19 protein-coding genes are annotated in these 17,965 nt (G+C 53.8%); 8 read left to right on the top strand and 11 right to left on the bottom strand.

Going from position 1 to position 17,965, the window contains the following annotated elements:
* Positions 1-33: 33 nt before the first annotated feature.
* A complete protein-coding gene (locus tag ACMGGR_RS01780; protein ID WP_414148020.1) occupies positions 34-1,791 on the top strand; it encodes a sulfite reductase subunit alpha in 1,758 nt (585 codons plus the stop codon).
* 87 nt (positions 1,792-1,878) lie between these two features.
* Here the strand turns inward: ACMGGR_RS01780 and sspB are convergent, their stop codons facing one another.
* The 5 genes from sspB to zapE form a co-directional block, all read right to left on the bottom strand.
* Positions 1,879-2,364, bottom strand: coding sequence for a ClpXP protease specificity-enhancing factor (gene sspB / locus ACMGGR_RS01775; RefSeq protein WP_246759802.1), 486 nt, complete (start codon positions 2,362-2,364; stop codon positions 1,879-1,881).
* A gap of 1 nt (position 2,365) precedes the next feature.
* A complete protein-coding gene (gene sspA / locus ACMGGR_RS01770; protein WP_246759801.1) occupies positions 2,366-3,007 on the bottom strand; it encodes a stringent starvation protein SspA in 642 nt (213 codons plus the stop codon).
* Between the two features lie 306 nt (positions 3,008-3,313).
* On the bottom strand, positions 3,314-3,706 hold the full coding sequence (rpsI, locus tag ACMGGR_RS01765) for a 30S ribosomal protein S9 (protein WP_125287074.1): 393 nt from the start codon (positions 3,704-3,706) through the stop codon (positions 3,314-3,316).
* A gap of 15 nt (positions 3,707-3,721) precedes the next feature.
* Positions 3,722-4,150 (bottom strand): 50S ribosomal protein L13, encoded by a 429-nt coding sequence (rplM, locus tag ACMGGR_RS01760; RefSeq protein WP_125287073.1) that lies wholly within the window; start codon positions 4,148-4,150, stop codon positions 3,722-3,724.
* Between the two features lie 245 nt (positions 4,151-4,395).
* Positions 4,396-5,523, bottom strand: a complete 1,128-nt coding sequence (gene zapE, locus ACMGGR_RS01755) for a cell division protein ZapE (protein WP_414148019.1) — start codon at positions 5,521-5,523, stop codon at positions 4,396-4,398.
* Between the two features lie 185 nt (positions 5,524-5,708).
* On the opposite strand from zapE, the gene zapG reads away from it, so the two are divergent.
* From zapG to degS, 3 genes are all read left to right on the top strand, one after another.
* Entirely contained in the window at positions 5,709-6,113 is a 405-nt protein-coding gene (gene zapG, locus ACMGGR_RS01750) for a Z-ring associated protein ZapG (protein ID WP_246759799.1), read from the top strand.
* A gap of 106 nt (positions 6,114-6,219) precedes the next feature.
* Positions 6,220-7,581, top strand: coding sequence for a serine endoprotease DegQ (gene degQ, locus ACMGGR_RS01745; RefSeq protein WP_246759798.1), 1,362 nt, complete (start codon positions 6,220-6,222; stop codon positions 7,579-7,581).
* A 77-nt stretch (positions 7,582-7,658) separates the two neighbouring features.
* Positions 7,659-8,717 (top strand): outer membrane-stress sensor serine endopeptidase DegS, encoded by a 1,059-nt coding sequence (gene degS / locus ACMGGR_RS01740; protein WP_414148018.1) that lies wholly within the window; start codon positions 7,659-7,661, stop codon positions 8,715-8,717.
* A 31-nt stretch (positions 8,718-8,748) separates the two neighbouring features.
* On the opposite strand, the gene mdh is transcribed toward degS, so the two are convergent.
* Complete coding sequence (gene mdh, locus ACMGGR_RS01735) at positions 8,749-9,684, bottom strand: malate dehydrogenase (protein WP_414148017.1); 936 nt, start codon at positions 9,682-9,684, stop codon at positions 8,749-8,751.
* A 427-nt stretch (positions 9,685-10,111) separates the two neighbouring features.
* On the opposite strand from mdh, the gene argR reads away from it, so the two are divergent.
* From argR to yhcN (ACMGGR_RS01720), 3 genes are all read left to right on the top strand, one after another.
* A complete protein-coding gene (gene argR, locus ACMGGR_RS01730; RefSeq protein ID WP_246759795.1) occupies positions 10,112-10,582 on the top strand; it encodes a transcriptional regulator ArgR in 471 nt (156 codons plus the stop codon).
* Between the two features lie 410 nt (positions 10,583-10,992).
* Positions 10,993-11,256: a peroxide/acid stress response protein YhcN gene (gene yhcN / locus ACMGGR_RS01725; RefSeq protein ID WP_246759794.1), complete on the top strand. Its 264-nt coding sequence runs from the start codon at positions 10,993-10,995 to the stop codon at positions 11,254-11,256.
* A 102-nt stretch (positions 11,257-11,358) separates the two neighbouring features.
* Positions 11,359-11,628, top strand: a complete 270-nt coding sequence (gene yhcN / locus ACMGGR_RS01720; protein WP_246759793.1) for a peroxide/acid stress response protein YhcN — start codon at positions 11,359-11,361, stop codon at positions 11,626-11,628.
* A gap of 72 nt (positions 11,629-11,700) precedes the next feature.
* Here the strand turns inward: yhcN (ACMGGR_RS01720) and ACMGGR_RS01715 are convergent, their stop codons facing one another.
* The 5 genes from ACMGGR_RS01715 to aaeX form a co-directional block, all read right to left on the bottom strand.
* Positions 11,701-11,979 carry a barstar family protein gene (locus ACMGGR_RS01715; RefSeq protein WP_246759791.1) on the bottom strand — a complete coding sequence of 93 codons (279 nt, stop codon included), beginning with the start codon at positions 11,977-11,979 and terminating at the stop codon, positions 11,701-11,703.
* 52 nt (positions 11,980-12,031) lie between these two features.
* On the bottom strand, positions 12,032-13,483 hold the full coding sequence (locus ACMGGR_RS01710; RefSeq protein ID WP_414148016.1) for an NAD-dependent succinate-semialdehyde dehydrogenase: 1,452 nt from the start codon (positions 13,481-13,483) through the stop codon (positions 12,032-12,034).
* A 127-nt stretch (positions 13,484-13,610) separates the two neighbouring features.
* On the bottom strand, positions 13,611-15,566 hold the full coding sequence (gene aaeB / locus ACMGGR_RS01705; protein WP_414148015.1) for a p-hydroxybenzoic acid efflux pump subunit AaeB: 1,956 nt from the start codon (positions 15,564-15,566) through the stop codon (positions 13,611-13,613).
* A 5-nt stretch (positions 15,567-15,571) separates the two neighbouring features.
* The gene (gene aaeA, locus ACMGGR_RS01700; RefSeq protein ID WP_246759788.1) at positions 15,572-16,504 is read right to left on the bottom strand and encodes a p-hydroxybenzoic acid efflux pump subunit AaeA; all 933 of its coding nucleotides are present in this window, start codon (positions 16,502-16,504) and stop codon (positions 15,572-15,574) included.
* A 7-nt stretch (positions 16,505-16,511) separates the two neighbouring features.
* A complete protein-coding gene (gene aaeX / locus ACMGGR_RS01695) occupies positions 16,512-16,715 on the bottom strand; it encodes a p-hydroxybenzoic acid efflux pump operon protein AaeX (protein WP_034890367.1) in 204 nt (67 codons plus the stop codon).
* A 271-nt stretch (positions 16,716-16,986) separates the two neighbouring features.
* Between aaeX and aaeR the strand changes: the two genes are divergently transcribed.
* On the top strand, positions 16,987-17,904 hold the full coding sequence (gene aaeR, locus ACMGGR_RS01690) for an HTH-type transcriptional activator AaeR (protein ID WP_246759787.1): 918 nt from the start codon (positions 16,987-16,989) through the stop codon (positions 17,902-17,904).
* The last annotated feature ends 61 nt before the right edge of the window (positions 17,905-17,965 follow it).

Raw genomic sequence — 17,965 nt, 5'->3', positions numbered from 1 at the left:
TTGTTTATATGACGGATCGAGTACAGAAAACCGATGAAAATTCCTTACATTCCTGAAGACGCGCCGTTTAACGGCGAGCAGAAATACTGGCTGGCGGGCTTTCTTGCCGGATTACATTCACGTCTGCTGGTGCTGGAAGAGCGTCCGCAGGCTGACAATGGCACCGGCGCGGCGGCCACTACGCAGCTGCATATCCTGTTTGGCTCACAAACGGGCAATGCGGAAGCGCTGGCGCAAAGCGCAGCGAAAGCAGCACGCGATAGCGGCCTGGTCCCTGTCGTGCAGGCGCTGGGCGAAGTGGATATCGATATTTTCGCCTCTATGCGTCACGTGCTGGTTATCACGTCAACCTATGGCGAAGGCGAGATGCCGGATAACGCGCAGCTGTTCTGGCAGGCTATCTCTGCCAGCACCGCGCCGCGTCTTGAACAGATGCACTTTGCGGTACTGGCAATTGGCGATACCGGCTACGACGGCTTCTGCCAGGCCGGTAAATTTATCGATATGCGTCTGGAACAGCTCGGTGCGCAACGCCTGGCCGACCGTATCGACTGCGATATTGACTATGAAGATCCGGCTCAGCAATGGCTTGCCGGTTCGATGCCGCAGTTTGCCGCCAGCGCGGGCAGCAGTGGTAAGGCGCTGGAAAACCGTCCGGAAGCGCCGGTTATTCCAGGCAGCAATAAGCAGAATCCTTACGCTGCGGCGCTGGTCACCAATAAGCGTCTCTCAGGGCCTGATTCGGAAAAAGACATTCGTCATTTCGAATTCGACCTGACCGACAGCGGGCTGAAATATGAAGCGGGTGATGCGCTTGGCGTCATTCCGGTTAACGACCCGACGCTGGTTAACCTGCTGCTGAAGCAGCTGAAGGCCGATTACGATACGCCGGTTTCCGGTTACGATCGCAGCCTGGGCGATCTGTTAACCTACCAGTTTGAGATTTCTGAGCCTTCACGCAAGCTGATTGAATGGGTTGGTCAAAACACCACTAACCAGGAGCTGCGTCATGTTCTGCAGCATGATGATAAAGATGCGATGGGCGTCTGGCTGTGGGGCAAAGATTCGCTGGATCTGCTGCAGCTTGAACTGGCGCGTACGCTGAGCATTCCTGAATTTGTTGCGCTACTGCGTCCATTACAGCATCGCGCTTATTCCATCTCTTCCAGCTCTAAGGCGCACCCTAATCAGGTTCATCTCACCATTGCCTCCGTGCGCTACCACAGTGCAGGACGCGCGCGTAACGGCGTCTGCTCGACCTACCTGGCCGAGCGCGTGGGTCGCGGTGAAAAGCCAGCCATTTTTATTTCGCCAAACAAAGCGTTCCGCGTTCCGGCTAACAACGATGCGCCGCTGATCATGGTTGGCCCCGGCACCGGTATCGCGCCTTTCCGCGCCTTTTTGCAGGAGCGTCAGGCAACCGGCGCAAAAGGCAAAAACTGGCTGTTCTTTGGCGATCAGCGCCTGGAGCACGACTTTATCTATCGTGACGAGCTGCTGGCGTGGCAGGAAAACGGTCTGCTGAACCGTCTGGATCTGGCTTTCTCACGCGATCAGGCCAAAAAGATTTATGTACAGAACCGCATGATGGAACAGGGTGCCGAGCTGTATGCCTGGCTGCAGGAAGGCGCTTACTTCTATGTGTGCGGCGATGCGTCACGTATGGCCAAGGACGTGGATAAAGCGCTGTATGAGATTATCGCCCAGTTTGGCGGTCTCTCTGCCGAGCGTGCTGCCGATTACGTGGATCAGCTGAAGAAAGAGAAGCGTTACCTGCGCGACGTTTACTGATGCTTCACCGTTAAAAAGCCATAAAAAAACCAGCCTGCAAAGGCTGGTTTTACAACGACTGCCGAACTCACAGTCAGCTAATAGCTTTTACTTCACGACGCGCAGCGACGGACGACCTCCGCGCGGCGGCGGCTCGTCGTTGCCATCATCATCCTGCCCGCTATCATCTGGCCGATCGCCATCGATAACCGACATGACCGTTTCAGGTGCCTCAGCGTCCGGATTGTACTCGCCCGCCGCTTCGTAGACCGGTTCTGGCTCAAACATGGTTCCCGCACCGTTTTCACGCGCGTAGATAGCCATCACCGCTGCCAGCGGCACGCTGACCTGACGAGGCACGCCGCCGAAGCGGGCGTTGAAAGTAACCTCATCGTTGCCCAGCTCGAGATTGCCTACGGCACGCGGCGCGATATTCAGGACAATCTGTCCATCGCGAGCGTACTCCAGCGGCACCATCACGCCGGGCAGATTAATATCCACCACGAGATGAGGCGTCAGCTGGTTGTCCAGCAGCCATTCGTAGAACGCCCTGAGCAGATAGGGGCGACGAGCGGTAAGTTGCGACATTTCCATATTAGCCCCGCGTATGCAGGCGCATTTCGCGTTCTGCTTCCGTCAGGGAAGCCAGGAAGGAGTCACGTTCGAATACGCGCGTCATGTAGCCTTTCAGCTCTTTTGACCCGGCACCGATCAGCTCGATACCCATCTGCGGCAAACGCCACAGTAGCGGTGCCAGATAGCAGTCAACCAGGCTGAACTCTTCGCTCATAAAGAAAGGCGTGCGGGAGAAAAGCGGCGCAATCGCCAGCAGCTCTTCACGCAGCTGTTTACGCGCGGCTTCCGCTTCCTGCGCCGTACCGTTTTCTACTTTACGCATCAGCGTGTACCAGTCCTGCTCTACGCGGTGCATCATCAGGCGGCTTTCGCCACGCGCGACCGGATAGACAGGCATCAGCGGCGGATGCGGGAAGCGTTCATCAAGGTATTCCATGATGATGCGGGACTCATACAGCGTCAGCTCGCGATCGACTAACGTTGGCACGGTACGGTAGGGATTGAGGTCAATCAGATCCTGGGGCAGATTATCCATTTCTACCTGTTCGATCTCTACGCTGACACCTTTTTCCGCCAGGACAATACGCACCTGATGGCTAAAAATGTCAGTCGGACCAGAAAACAGCGTCATTACCGAACGTTTGTTGGCAGCGACAGCCATGTAAACCTCCAAGTTTATCCAGAAAATTACTGCGCAAGCCCGCCACGCGGCGACCAGGCTGCTAAAATTGCCGCCAGCTGCGGTTGAATCCGGACGACTTATCGCCAGCGCCACCGCCCTGCTAACAGGCACAAAGTGACACACAGTTTACCAGATTTTAGCCAGCTTGTGGGGGTAGGAATTGGGATTTGACGGGAAAATGACAAAGCCCGTTGCGTTTTTAAGAGCTACGCCAGAAAAAAGACAAGAAAAAACCCGGTGCAGGCACCGGGTTTTCGATAATTGACTCTGCAACAGCAGAATAAATTAACGCTTGGAGAACTGTGGACGACGACGTGCTTTACGCAGACCGACTTTCTTACGTTCAACCTGACGAGCATCACGGGTAACGAAGCCTGCTTTACGCAGTTCGCCACGCAGTGACTCGTCGTATTCCATCAGAGCGCGGGTGATACCGTGACGGATCGCACCAGCCTGACCAGAAATACCACCACCTTTAACGGTGACGTACAGATCGAATTTACCAACCAGATCCAGCAGCTCCAGCGGCTGACGAACTACCATGCGGGCAGTTTCGCGACCGAAGTACTGTTCCAGAGAACGCTGGTTGATGACGATGTTACCACTGCCCGGCTTGATAAATACGCGAGCGGTAGAGCTTTTGCGGCGACCAGTGCCGTAGTTTTGATTCTCAGCCATTGCCTGTAATCCCGATTAAATGTCAAGAACTTGCGGTTGCTGTGCCGCATGGTTGTGCTCGTTGCCCGCGTAAACTTTCAGTTTACGGTACATAGCACGACCCAGCGGGCCCTTTGGCAGCATGCCTTTAACCGCGATTTCAATCACACGCTCAGGACGGCGAGCAATCATCTCTTCGAAGGTCGCTTGCTTGATTCCACCGATGTGGCCAGTGTGATGATAGTAAATCTTGTCAGTACGCTTGTTACCGGTTACGGCAACTTTGTCAGCGTTCAGAACGATGATGTAATCACCGGTATCTACGTGCGGAGTGTATTCCGCTTTATGCTTACCGCGCAGACGACGAGCCAGTTCAGTCGCTAAACGACCTAAAGTTTTGCCCGTTGCGTCAACAACATACCAGTCACGTTGGACGGATTCTGGTTTAGCTGTAAAAGTTTTCATCTAAAAGCTTACCCAAATTAAGTTACACGTTGGTGAAATCCCAAACGCTTGAATAAACGGTTGAGGCTCACACGACCATCTCGACCAGCAAGCCCACCCCTTCGGATAGAGTTACTGGAACACAAAGAGTTTTGGGAAAAAAACCTTTGCTGTAACGTGGGGTCGCAAGATTATAGAGAAGTCGCCCGCAAAGCGCGACCCCTTTTTACAATTAAATGCACCCCGACGCCGGGAAATTTAACGGTTCATGGCAGGTGCGGCAGTCGAAGATACTCTTCGCTTTGCATCTCCTGAAGGCGCGAAACGCAGCGCTGATATTCAAACTTCAGCCGCGCGCCCTGGTAAATCTCGTATAGCGTGGCCTCAGCCGAGATCACCAGCTTAACATGACGCTCGTAAAACTCATCTACTAACGCCAGAAAACGGCGCGCCTGATCTTCAGTTTTGTAGATCATTACCGGGACGTTAAACAGCAGTACGCTGTGAAAACGGCGTGATAGCTCGATATAATCGTGCTGGCTGCGCCCTTCCCCGCATAGCGTCAGGAAATCCATCGCGACCACGCCTTCCGCCACGCCCAGCGTTGGCAGCTGACGATGGTTGATTTCCAGCACCGGCCGGTCGGTACGCGCCTTTCCGGCCAGCGCGACAAACATCCTGTCCATTTCTTTGCTGGTCGCTTCATTCAGCGGCATCATCCACAGATGCGCAGAAGTCAGCGTGCGCAGGCGATAATCGATACCCGCATCCACGTTCATGATATCGCAATGTTTCTTGATCATTTCAATCGCGGGAAGAAAACGCGCACGCTGTAAACCGTTGCGGTAAAGCTCATCCGGCGGAATGTTAGAGGTCGCCACCAGCGTGATGCCTCTGGCAAACAGCGCTTCCATCAGCGTGCCCAACAGCATCGCGTCGGTGATGTCTGAGACAAAAAATTCATCGAAGCAGAGCAGATCCGTTTCGCTTTTAAAGCGATCGGCCACGATCTGCAACGGATCGCTCTGTCCCTGTAAGCCGGTCAGCTCTTCATGCACCCGCAGCATAAAGCGGTGAAAATGCAGTCGCTGCTTGCGTTCGCCAGGAATTGCCTGAAAAAACATGTCCATCAGCCATGTTTTACCCCGACCCACGCCGCCCCACATGTAAAGGCCGCGTACGGGGGTTTGCGCTTCGCTTCTCCCTTTTCCTATAAGCTTATTCAGCTTGCCGAACAGCCCTTTTGCCTGGGGTTCGGCGCTGCTGCCAGTACGGCTTAACGCCTGATAAATCGCGTCAAGGCGCGTAACAGCTTCACGTTGAATATCATCAGGTTGATATTCGCCCTTATCCAGCGCCTGCTGATAGAGCGCAAGAGGTGACTTGGTTTGCATAGATTCCCGTTCCCTGAAATATTCGGTGCATCAGGTGGTTGATTGTCGAAAAAAAAGTCGTTCTACACTAAGCGATGCTGCCGCAGGATTCCACTTCCATAAGATTAGCGGTTATAGTGGCTATTAACGGACAGGCATTAAGCCGGAGGTCCTTACGGAACGATGAAGACAACACGGGAGTTATTATGACCTGGGAATACGCGCTTATTGGCCTGGTAGTGGGCCTGATTATTGGTGCTTTGGCCATGCGTTTTGGCAACAGGAAGCTGCGTGAACAGCGCAGTCAGCAGTACGAACTGGAAAAAACGAAAGCCGAACTGGCCGATTATCGTGAAGAGCTGACCAGCCATTTCGCGCAGAGCGCCGAGCTTCTGGACAACATGGCGCGCGACTATCGCCAGCTTTATCAGCACATGGCGAAAGGCTCTAACGACCTGCTGCCAAACCTGCCGGGCGAAAAAAATCCGTTCGCTTATCAGCTTACCGAATCGGAAGCGGATAACGATCAGGTACCGGTACAGATGCCGCGCGACTATCCGGACAGCGCTACCGGCCTGCTGCGTGGCGATCGCACGGCGCACGAGAAATAAAAGCCATCGCTGCACTCGGTGGGCAAGGGGCGTTTATCGCCCCTTATTACTGATAACCGTGTCCCGACGTTGCGGGACGTCCTTCTACCTTGCGAGCCTTAAAGCGATGAAAAAAACATTATTGTTGAGCGCATTAGCTCTGAGCATCAGCATAGGTTTAGCGCCAGCCGCGCAGGCCTCTTTGCCTGCACAAATTCAGGGACAGCCGCTGCCCAGCCTAGCACCAATGCTGGAAAAAGTGCTGCCTGCGGTGGTCAGTGTACATGTGGAAGGCACGCAAAAGACCCAGGCGCAGGAACTTCCTGAACAGCTGAAACGCTTTTTTGGCCAGGAAGATCAGGGCGGTGAAGAGCAGGCCCAACCGTTTGAAGGACTGGCATCCGGCGTGGTGATCAACGCCGAAAAAGGCTACATCCTTACCAATAACCATGTGGTCAACGGCGCCGATAAAATCAGCGTGCAGCTGAGCGACGGCCGGGATTTTGATGCCAAACTCATCGGTCACGACGATCAGACCGATATCGCGCTGATCCAGGTTAGCGGTGCCAAAGGATTAACTCAGGTCAAAATTGCTGATTCTGACCAGCTCAAGGTTGGCGACTTCGCCGTCGCTATCGGCAACCCGTTTGGTCTGGGACAGACGGCCACCTCCGGCATTGTCTCGGCGCTGGGGCGTAGCGGGCTTAATCTTGAAGGGCTGGAAAACTTTATCCAGACCGATGCCGCCATCAACCGCGGTAACTCCGGCGGCGCGCTGGTCAATCTGAACGGCGAGCTGATCGGCATCAATACCGCTATTCTCTCCTCTGCGGGCGGCAATATCGGTATCGGCTTCGCTATTCCGAGCAATATGGCGATGAATCTTGCGCAGCAGCTGATTGAGTTCGGCGAAGTGAAGCGCGGCCAGCTGGGAATTAAAGGCACGGAGATGACGGCGGAGATGGCGAAAGCCTTTAACGTTGACGTTCAGCGCGGCGCCTTCGTTAACGAAGTGCTGCCAGGCTCGGCGGCGGCCAAAGCCGGGATCAAAGCGGGCGATATTATCACCAGCCTTGATGACAAACAGGTTGAAAGCTTTGCCGCACTGCGCGTGAAAATCGGCACTACTCCTCCAGGTAAAGAAGTGAAGGTTGGCCTGCTGCGCGACGGCAAGCCGCAGACGCTAACCGTTAAGCTGGATAACAGCACCCAGACCGCCAGCGCCGAACTGCTAAGCCCAGCCCTACAGGGCGCGACGTTAAGCGACGGCGCTGCCAAAGACGGTACGAAAGGCGTTAGCGTCGACGGCGTGGATAAGGCTTCTCCGGCCGGTCAGTTTGGCCTGCAAAAAGGCGACGTTATTGTCGGCCTTAACCGCACGCGAATTGAGAATCTTGCCGAATTACGTAAGGTTCTTGCGGCGAAACCGGAGCTACTGGCGCTGAACGTGATCCGCAACGACGAAAGTATCTACCTGCTTTTACGCTAAAACATTGGGCGGACACCTGCGCGTCCGCCCGACTCATGGTATCCTGCCCAACGTTCATTCATTCATCAGTTAAAGCCATGTTTCCTAAACTTTTACGTTCAGTGCTTCTTGGCCTTGTTGTGGCGGGTCTCCTGCTGGTCGCGCTGCCCGGGCTGCGTATCGGCACAAGCTTTTTTATGCCTAAAGACGACAGCGCCAGCCAGATGCCCGTCAGCTATAACGCTGCGGTTCGCCGCGCCGCGCCTGCGGTAGTGAATGTTTATAATCGTAGCGCCAACGAATCGGCCCATAATCTGGAGATCCGCACGCTGGGTTCCGGCGTTATCATGGACGGTCGCGGCTATATTTTAACCAATAAACACGTTATTAATAACGCGGATCAGATTATTGTCGCGCTGCAGGATGGCCGAATTTTTGAGGCGATGCTGGTAGGTTCCGACAGCCTGACCGATCTGGCGGTACTGAAAATTACCGCGTCCGGCCTGCCGGTCATTCCGATAAATCCCGCGCGCGTGGCGCATATCGGCGATTTAGTGATGGCCATCGGCAATCCCTATAATATTGGTCAGACGGTGACGCAGGGCATTATCAGCGCTACCGGACGCGTAGGCTTAAGCCCTTCCCGCTACCAGAATTTCCTGCAAACCGATGCTTCTATCAATAAAGGCAATTCCGGCGGTGCGCTGATTAACTCGCTGGGCGAGCTGATGGGCATTAACACGCTGTCGTTTGATAAAAGCAACGATGGCGAGACGCCTGAAGGCATTGGCTTTGCTATTCCAACCGCGCTGGCAACAAAAATAATGGATAAGCTGATCCGGGATGGCCGCGTAATCCGTGGCTTTATCGGCATCAGCGGCCGGGAAATCCCGCAAATGCACGGGCAGAACCCCAGCATCGATCATATTCAGGGGATCGTGGTGACTAACGTCGCACAGGGCGGGCCTGCGGCGAAAGCGGGCCTACAGGTAAACGATGTGATTACCAGCGTGAACCACAAGCCTGCCGTTTCCGCACTGGAAACGATGGATCAGGTTGCGGAGATCCGGCCCGGCACGGTGATAGACGTGGATATTTTACGTAACGACCACAAGATGACGCTGCCGATTACCGTCCTGGAATATCCGGGCAGCTAAAGAGAAGGGCCAGCGACGCTGGCCCTTTTGCTTACTTCACAAATTCTTCGCCCTGAGCGATATCTTGTTTCAGCGTTTGCAGCATGTTTTGCAGGGCCTTTTCTTCAAAGGCGCTCAGCGTGCCGATTGGCTTACGCTCTACCACACCGCTTTTCCCTAACAGCAGCGGCTGGGCAAAGAAGCGAGCATGCGCGCCGTCGCCTTCCACATAGGCGCACTCCACGACGTTGCTCTCTCCCTGCAGCGCACGTACCAGCGATAGTCCGAATTTCGCCGCAGCCTGCCCCATCGACAAGGTTGCCGATCCGCCACCCGCTTTTGCCTCAACCACTTCCGTACCGGCATTCTGAATACGCTTAGTCAGGTCAGCCACTTCCTGCTCGCTAAAGCTCATGCCTGGAATCTGCGACAGCAAAGGTAAAATCGTCACGCCTGAATGACCGCCGATCACCGGCACGTTAAGTTCCGCCGGATTTTTGTTTTTCAGCTCGGCCACGAAGGTATTAGAGCGAATAATATCCAGCGTGGTGACGCCAAATAGCTTGTTCTTGTCATAAACGCCCGCCTTTTTCAGGACTTCAGCGGCGATGGCTACGGTAGTGTTGACAGGATTAGTAATAATACCGATCAGCGCTTTAGGGCAGGTTGCTGCTACCTGCTCGATAAGATTACGCACAATGCCCGCGTTCACGTTGAACAGGTCGGCGCGATCCATGCCTGGCTTGCGTGCTACGCCAGCGGAAATCAGCACGATGTCTGCGCCCTGCAGAGCAGGCGTCGCGTCTTCGCCACTAAAACCTTTAATTTTGACCGCCGTAGGAATATGGCTGAGATCGACAGCCACGCCGGGCGTAACAGGAGCTATATCATACAGGGAGAGTTCTGAACCTGCCGGAAGCTGGGTTTTAAGCAGAAGCGCGAGGGCCTGACCGATACCGCCAGCCGCGCCGAGAACTGAAACTTTCATCCTAAACTCCTTATTATTTAGAAAGGGAAGTGCCGGGAATTCATTTAGTTATGAACATATATGACCCGCAAGGCTTGAGCGAAAGCCTTTACCCTCTTTTGCACAACGGCGCATCATACAGGATAAAGCAGCAGAGAGAGACCGCATTACGTCAGCGCCAGGCCGTTCGCAACCGCAGGTTGATGATGTTGTTGAGTACAACGGTGATGGCTACTGATTATCACAACAACATTATAACAATCCGTTCACTTATTGTGCGCGACGCCAGACGATTAGGCGAATTTTTTCCTGTACTTTTACAGTGAATGCAGGTTGATAGCGGCAAAAAGAAGCAAAAACAAGGCGGCGCATTTGCATAAAAATTCACTAAAATGCATAATAACGGTCTCCCTGACCGGAAACCTCTTTCTGACATTTAGCGAAAACTATGCGTAACTCATCAAAACAAGAAGATTTGATTAAGGCTTTTAAGGCCCTACTTAAAGAAGAAAAATTTAGCTCGCAGGGCGAGATTGTCGCTGCGCTTCAGGACCAGGGCTTTGACAATATCAATCAGTCAAAGGTGTCACGCATGCTGACCCGTTTTGGCGCGGTACGCACGCGCAACGCTAAAATGGAGATGGTCTACTGCCTGCCGGCAGAGCTGGGCGTGCCTACGACCAGTAGTCCGCTGAAGAATCTGGTGCTGGATATCGACCACAATGATGCCCTGCTGGTTATCCATACCAGCCCGGGCGCAGCGCAGCTGATCGCCAGGATGCTGGACTCTCTGGGCAAGCCGGAAGGAATTTTGGGAACGATTGCCGGGGACGATACGATTTTTATTACGCCTTCTCGCCACGTTACTATCCATCACCTGCGCGATTCCGTTCTGAAATTATTTGAACAGGAACTATAAAAGGCCTGTATGCATCGCGGCTATATTCCTTTTCTCTCAGCGCTGACCTCGGTCGGCGCTTTATTTTATATGCCCTGACAGCGTCGTAATCAGCACGATATGCTGGCTGGACGTACCCTTCTCGCACCTTCAGGTAATAGACTCCCGTCTCGCAGTGTGATCTGCCGCAGATTAGCGCACAAATAGTTAAATTTACCTATCCTGCTGTTTTTACGTACATTTAACTGCACTGGTACAAAATATAAGCATTTTTTATAACAGAACGTTATTAAAAGGTGGTTAATTGCTTAAGTATCCCAACAAAACATTATTAGCATGCTATTAATTTTTTACGTTATTAGATCTATACTTCTTTTCGTGATGTGAATCACACTAAAAACAAGATAAAAACAGTGACGAGGAAAAATATCATGAAAGTTAAAACTACGATTGCCGCGTTAAGCGTGTTATCCGCCCTCTCTTTTGGTGCTTTTGCAGCTGATTCTGTTAACACGGAGCAGGCGCAAAACATGCAGGCTATGGGCACGGTCAGCGTCAGCGGCGTTAGCGCTGCGCCAATGGATATCAATGCCCAACTGAATCAGAAGGCTGAAGCGCAAGGCGCGAAGGCTTATCGCATTGTAGAGGCCTATAACAACGGCAACTACCATGCCACGGCTGAGCTGTACAAGTAAGTAAACAACCGACGTAATGTACCCAACAATCTCACGATAACCCCAAGAATAATAAATGTTTTTTAGCCCTTTCGGTTATCGCTAAACTCTGGAGCATCTGTAATGAAAACTAAACTGACTATCGCTGTACTGAGCCTGGCTTCCGTTATCTCTTTTGGCGCCAGCGCCGCTAATCTGGTTACCAACGAACAGGTTGCCAATGAAAATATGCAGTCTATCGGTACCATCAGCGTAAGCGGTATCGACGGCGCGCCAACCACCATTCGCCAGCAGCTTTCTCAGAAAGCTGACGAGCAGGGTGCAAAATCCTATCGCGTCATTGAGGCCTACAATAACGGCAACTATCACGCCACGGCAGAACTGTATAAATAATTCCTCGTCTTCGGGCTGTACCCTAAGCAGTCTTTGACGAACCCTTTGGCCCCGTTCGCCGGGGCCCTTTTTCTATCTTTCCTGACGAATATTAAAACGCAGCTGCCCTTCCAGTTCTTCTTCCGCTTCGTCAAACAGTAGAATCAATGCGCCATAGCGTCGCCTTTGCCCGGAGCCAAGATGAACAAAAACGATATCTAAAGGTAACGGCAGGCTTTTGTCGTTCACTACATCCCACAGACTATCTAAATCGGTAATCAGCCTGTCGCCCAGCGCAAAGCGATCGCTAAACTGCCGGAAGAAATGTGCCTGGTCTACAATCTCATTAAAATCAAATATCTCTGTTCTCATACTGGCCGCTCCACAGGGCAAACGGTTGGGCGACGCCTGGCCGCCCGGTGAGTTACAGGCCCCCGATATGCAGGGCTTTAACTTCTAAAAACTCCTCCAGTCCCAGCACCGAGCCTTCCCGGCCCAGCCCCGATTCTTTTACGCCGCCAAAAGGTGCCAGTTCGGTAGAAACCGCGCATTCGTTAATGCCGACCATACCGCTTTCCAGCGCCGCCGCGACGCGGAAAATCCGCTGAACGTCGCGCGTATAGAAATAGGCCGCCAGGCCAAACTCCGTGTCGTTAGCGCGTTGAATAACCTCTTCTTCGCTGTCAAACCGAAAGCAGGCGGCAACCGGGCCAAAGGTTTCTTCTTTTGCCAGCTGCATGGTTTCGTTGGCTTCGGCAATGACCGTCGGCTGCCAGAAATTGCCGCCCAGCTGATGTCGCTCGCCGCCGGCCACAATTTTCCCGCCCTTCGCTTTCGCATCGTTAACGTGCTCTTCCACTTTTTTCACGGCGGAAGCTTCAATCAGCGGCCCAACGACCACGCCCTCCTCCATGCCGTTACCCACTTTCAGCTGGTTAACCTCTTCTGCCAGCTGGCTAACGAAGCGATCGTAAACGCTGTTATGGATGTAGAAACGGTTGACGCTGACGCAGACCTGGCCCGCATTGCGGAACTTATTGGCAATAGCACCTTTAACCGCAGCGTCGATATCCGCATCATCAAAAACGATATAGGCCGCGTTGCCGCCCAGCTCCATAGAGACTTTTTTCATGGTCTCCGCCGCATTACGCATCAGCAGCTTGCCTACCTCTGTCGAACCGGTAAAAGAGATTTTCCTGACGGCAGAGCTGGCCATAATGGCTTCGCTTATCGCTTTAGTATCGCCCGCGACGGCGTTAAGCACGCCATCCGGTACGCCCGCTTTTTTAGCCAGCGCCACCAGAGCAAAGGCCGACAGCGGCGTATTGTTGGCCGGTTTGATAATGCCGGTACAGCCAGCCGCCAGCGCAGGGCCAAGCTTGCGGGTCAACATTGCCATAGGGAAGTTCCAGGGCGTGATAGCCGCCACGACGCCAACAGGCTCGCGCGTGGCCAGAATGCGCGAACCCGCTTTGGCCGGTGGAATAATTTCGCCGTTAGCGCGCTTGGCCTGCTCGGCAAACCACTGAATAAAGCTGGCGGCGTAATCGACCTCGCCTTCGGCTTCCTTCACCGGTTTGCCCTGTTCGGCGGTCATCAGTTTGCCCAGCCAGGCTTTGTTATCGATAATCAGCTGATACCAGCGGTAAAGAATTTCGCTGCGCTCTTTAGCCGTTTTCGCACGCCAGGCTGGAAACGCCTCTTTGGCTGCGGCAATCGCCCGCTCGGTTTCCTCTTTCCCGGCACGTGCGACCTGTGCGACGACCTCACCCGTTGCCGGATTCACTACGTCAAAAGTCGCGTCCGTATGCTGCCACTGGCCGTTAGTGAAATAGCCAGTCTGGAATAATTCGTGGTCAGAAAGCGAAGTGCTCATCCTGTTCTCCCGTTGAGTTAGCGTTGGGATAAGTATAGATGGCAGCCTGCGTAGCAGATCTCAGATTGGTAACAGAGTAGGTAAAAGCCGCGCTGTTCAGGCGCGGCAGGTTTGTAGCCGGGAAGGGTTAGATTTGCAGCAGCGTGGTCTGGTATTTTTTCAGCATAGTGACCAGACGCTGCACGGGTTCCGTCACGCTTAGCGGCGCTTCATACTGCACCAGCTTCTCCTGATAAATATGCAGTTCCGCCAGCAGGCGTTCAAAGTAGCGATGCCTTTTGGCGTCGCTGCTCGCAGAGATGACCCGATCCGCCGTATGGCGCAGCTGTTTGTGGAAGGAGGACAGATCGCTGTTAACGGGGATATCGGCATCGCGCAGGCGCTGATGGCTGATAATCAGCGTTAATGCGATACGGAACTTATTGATATCGCAGGGGAAAATATTCAGCAGCATAAACAGCTGTTGATAAAGCGCTGGCAAATGGTTTTCACGACGGCGCAGCTGGTTAGTGGTCATCGCCGCCACGGCCGAATACATAAACCGGTTTAACAGCGTACGGCCGATACGCGCCTTAGAGGTATCGCGGATCAGCAGAATCACGATTAATGCCACAAAGCAGCCGATAGCCTGACCCAGCGCGTTGTCCAGAAACGCGGTGACGTTAAAGGTCATGGGATTATCCAGCGTCAGGATATTGATAGTGCCCACCAGCGCGCCAAGCGTGCCGATTTGCCGACGCTGAATAAGGATACCGCCGATAAACGCCATGACGCCCAGGCAGATACAGAGCAGCAGCATGCTTTGCTGCGTAGCGGGCATGATAAACATGTAATAAAGCGAGCCAAGCGGAATGGCCACGATCATGCCGTACAGAAAGTCTTTTGCCATCATCAGCGGATTGGGCATGCGCATTGCCAGCGCGGTAATAACGGCAAGCATTACCATTGCGCCGCTGCCGGACGTCCAGCCGCTCCACAGCCAGAACAGCGAGCCGACCGCCGTCGCTACAAAGGTGCGCACGCCGTTAATCAGCGCGTGACGAGTTTCCGCCGAGCGCATTTTCACTACGGGTTCGCCATCCAGGACTTCTTCTTCCAGACGACTAATACTGCTGTTGGTTTTGGTGCCTTTTAGCAGTAGCAGATAACGTGAAGCGGCCCCTACCCAGTTGCTGACGGTAAGCGGCGTATTCTTGCTGCCGCTGGCGGTAATAACACGGCGCATCAATTTCATGCGCTTGTGAACGTCCGCCACGTTTTCGACCGGCTTTTCAAAAAACAGGTGAAACTGCGGCGGGATATATTCCTGACGCGTGTTTTGAATCAGAAAGGTTTCACAGGCCTGGGTAATCAAGGTCAGCGAAAGCGTGTTTAATGCCCGTAAGCGTCTGTCAGCCTTATGCCAGCGGCCGGACTCCATCAGCAGATGAGTACGCATGCCGTTCAACGCGGTGGTGCGGCGTACCAGATCGGCCCAGCTTTTATCCACCTCGTCCCTGTCGCCGTGCGCTACGCAAAGCTGCATTAGCTTGTACTGATCGACCAGCAGCCCGTCGATAGCCCGGTCAATATCCTGCTTAATGGAGCGGGGAGAAAACAGCATATCGGCCAGGATAGCGCAGACGATACCGATAATAATTTCGCTGCAGCGCTCGACGGCAAACTGCGGTGCCAGCAGCAGCGAGCCGTTAGCGTCCACGCTGACCACAATAATCAAAGCCGTGTAGCCCGCCAGACCCAGCGCATAAGAGTTCTCTACCCGAATAAGCGAAGAAAGCCAGACGCAAAAACCGGCCCACAGGCAGCACAGCAGCAGCATCACCACCGGTGCACGGATAGTGGCAATCATAATGGTCAGCGCAGCGATACAGCCGAGAAAGGTCCCGATAATACGCAGCATGCCACGGTGGCGCAGCGCCCCAGAGAAAGGATCGCCGCCCGCGGCAAAGGCCGTGCCGCCCGCGACGATACAGGCGGTCATCACCGCCCAGCGTGGCGTTTCCAGATTAAAATGAAAGCCAATCAGCAGCGCCAGTAAAATAGCAAAGGTCAGCTTGATCGGGAAGCGCAGTTGATACCACATGGCGCTTAGCCGAACTCGCGCAGACGATGCATCAGTTTCATCATCGGCGACATTTCTTGCGGCTGGCGATCTTTCTCACCGGTTACGATCACGGTAGCCGTGGTGCCGGAAGGGTAAAGATTGCCCGGCTGCTGATCCAGATGGATACGTACCGGTACGCGCTGTGCCAGACGAACCCATTCCAGATTGGAATCAATGGTCGCCATGCCTTTACTGTCTATGGAGCTGCTGCTGTTGGTTACGCCAGCGGCAACGCTGTCTACGGTGCCGTGCAGCACACGATTACTGCCCAGCGGGGTAATCTCAACGCGGTAACCAGGGCGCACGCCTTCCAGCTTGGTCTCTTCCATATAGGCCAGCACGTAGAAAGTATGCTGCTGAACCAGCGCCACGGCGGTAGAGCCGCGCGTGATGAATTCGCCGCGATAGACGTTGAGGTTCGTTATCCAGCCATCTGCCGGCGCTTTTACCACGGTGCGCTCCAGATCCAGCTTAGCGGTATCGCGCGTTGCTACGGCTTTTGCCAGCTGATGTTCGCTGGTCTGATAGTCATTATTGGATTGCTCAATGGCTTCACGAGACATGGCGGAGACGCCAAGCTGATTGCGGCGGCTCGCCTCACGGCGTTTTTCGCTCACCAGCGCCTGATAATAGGCGACGTCCGCTTCCGCTTCGTTCAGCGCCTGCTGATAGCGTGGCTGATCGACAACAAACAGCACCTGATCTTTCTTCACCAGCTGGTTATCGCGCACGCGCACATCGGTAATCAGCCCGCTGACGTCCGGTGCAATAGCGACGACATCTGCCGTAAATTTAGCGTCACGGGTCCAGGGTGATTCGGTGTAGTAAACCCACACGTGGAAAATACCAACAACAGCGATCGCAACCAGGATAAGGGTGATGGCGAACCGGGAAATTTTTCTTGTTAACGCTTTCACTATGACCTCAGACAAACAATCGGGAAACCAGGTAGAACAGGCAGCAGTAAAGTGCTGTATTAAATAAAGCAGGATGCCAGACCAGGTCATAGATCCCGGTGGGCGTAAGCAAACGTCGCACCAGCCAGAACAGCATCAATGACACGATAATTTCAAAAAATATGGGCGGGAAGGAGAGCCCAAATATCACAATAACCGGAAGCACACTCATCTCTTATCCTTGTCGGGTTTACCGGGCATTCCTTTCGCCACACATCTTCTGCCGCCCTGGACGGGGTAGCAGCTGCTCTACAGGTGATGATGTCAGATTCACCGCGTGCGGTCTTATCATAACCGGCGCTCTATGAATAATAGCGTATTCAGGAGCCAGCATTTTGGCGAGACAGGTGACGGAATCGTGACCCGGCGGTGCTATAGTAACGCGGCTGACTATCTGTTTTCTACCAAATGTGATCTAAATCACTTTTAAGCCAGAGTTAATAATGGAAAGAATGAAAGGCATGTCCGTGTTCGCCCGCGTGGTCGAACTGGGTTCTTTTACGGCGGCGGCCAGCCATCTGCAGATGAGCGTTTCTGCCGTCAGCCAGATCGTCGCGCGGCTGGAAGATGAACTGCAGGTTAAGCTGCTGAACCGCAGCACGCGCAGCCTTGGTCTGACCGAAGCCGGAAAAATCTATTTTCAAGGCTGCCGCCGCATGATGTCAGAAGCGCAGCAGGTCCATGAGCAGCTGTACGCATTTAACAATACCCCCGTTGGCACGCTGCGTATCGGCAGTTCCTCGACAATGGCGCAGAACGTGCTGGCGAATATGACCGCCGAAATGCTGAAAGAGTATCCCGGCCTGACGGTCAATCTCGTTACCGGCATTCCCGCTCCTGATTTGATCGCTGACGGGTTAGATCTGGTGATCCGCGTGGGCGCGCTGCGTGATTCCAGCCTTTTTTCCCGGCGGCTTGGCTCCATGCCGATGGTGGTATGCGCCGCCAAAAGCTATCTGGCGCAGCACGGCACGCCGGAAAAACCGTCTGATATTGGTAATTTTTCCTGGCTGGAATATAGCGTGCGGCCCGATAACGATTTCGAGCTGACCTCGCCAGAAGGCAGCGCTATTCGCCTTTCGCCACAGGGACGTTTTGCCACTAACGATTCACAGACGCTGATCCGCTGGCTGGTGGCCGGAACGGGCATCGCCTATGTGCCTTTAATGTGGGTAATTGATGAAATTAACGCGGGCAAGGTTGAGATTCTGTTTGCGCACTATCAGTCCGACCCCAGGCCGGTTTATGCGGTCTACACGCAAAAAGATAAGCTGCCGCTGAAGGTTCAGGTCTGCATTAACTACCTGACGGATTATTTCCACAAGGTGGCGGATATTTATCAGGAGTACCGGCAGGAATAATGTAACGGCAAAAAAAAGCGGAGCGCGTTAAAACGCACTCCGCCTCATTATGCCTCAGATA

The organism is Erwinia sp. BNK-24-b (assembly GCF_047456155.1).
Lineage (GTDB): Bacteria > Pseudomonadota > Gammaproteobacteria > Enterobacterales > Enterobacteriaceae > Erwinia > Erwinia phyllosphaerae.
Note: the sequence above shows the minus strand (reverse complement) of the source record. Positions and strands in the feature narration are given on the sequence as shown.

Coding starts and splice junctions, on each gene's coding strand:
- ACMGGR_RS01780 (WP_414148020.1), top strand. CDS start 34: ATGAAAATTCCTTACATTCCTGAAGACGCGCCGTTTAACGGCGAGCAG.
- sspB (WP_246759802.1), bottom strand. CDS start 2,364: ATGGAAATGTCGCAACTTACCGCTCGTCGCCCCTATCTGCTCAGGGCG.
- sspA (WP_246759801.1), bottom strand. CDS start 3,007: ATGGCTGTCGCTGCCAACAAACGTTCGGTAATGACGCTGTTTTCTGGT.
- rpsI (WP_125287074.1), bottom strand. CDS start 3,706: ATGGCTGAGAATCAAAACTACGGCACTGGTCGCCGCAAAAGCTCTACC.
- rplM (WP_125287073.1), bottom strand. CDS start 4,150: ATGAAAACTTTTACAGCTAAACCAGAATCCGTCCAACGTGACTGGTAT.
- zapE (WP_414148019.1), bottom strand. CDS start 5,523: ATGCAAACCAAGTCACCTCTTGCGCTCTATCAGCAGGCGCTGGATAAG.
- zapG (WP_246759799.1), top strand. CDS start 5,709: ATGACCTGGGAATACGCGCTTATTGGCCTGGTAGTGGGCCTGATTATT.
- degQ (WP_246759798.1), top strand. CDS start 6,220: ATGAAAAAAACATTATTGTTGAGCGCATTAGCTCTGAGCATCAGCATA.
- degS (WP_414148018.1), top strand. CDS start 7,659: ATGTTTCCTAAACTTTTACGTTCAGTGCTTCTTGGCCTTGTTGTGGCG.
- mdh (WP_414148017.1), bottom strand. CDS start 9,684: ATGAAAGTTTCAGTTCTCGGCGCGGCTGGCGGTATCGGTCAGGCCCTC.
- argR (WP_246759795.1), top strand. CDS start 10,112: ATGCGTAACTCATCAAAACAAGAAGATTTGATTAAGGCTTTTAAGGCC.
- yhcN (WP_246759794.1), top strand. CDS start 10,993: ATGAAAGTTAAAACTACGATTGCCGCGTTAAGCGTGTTATCCGCCCTC.
- yhcN (WP_246759793.1), top strand. CDS start 11,359: ATGAAAACTAAACTGACTATCGCTGTACTGAGCCTGGCTTCCGTTATC.
- ACMGGR_RS01715 (WP_246759791.1), bottom strand. CDS start 11,979: ATGAGAACAGAGATATTTGATTTTAATGAGATTGTAGACCAGGCACAT.
- ACMGGR_RS01710 (WP_414148016.1), bottom strand. CDS start 13,483: ATGAGCACTTCGCTTTCTGACCACGAATTATTCCAGACTGGCTATTTC.
- aaeB (WP_414148015.1), bottom strand. CDS start 15,566: ATGTGGTATCAACTGCGCTTCCCGATCAAGCTGACCTTTGCTATTTTA.
- aaeX (WP_034890367.1), bottom strand. CDS start 16,715: ATGAGTGTGCTTCCGGTTATTGTGATATTTGGGCTCTCCTTCCCGCCC.
- aaeR (WP_246759787.1), top strand. CDS start 16,987: ATGGAAAGAATGAAAGGCATGTCCGTGTTCGCCCGCGTGGTCGAACTG.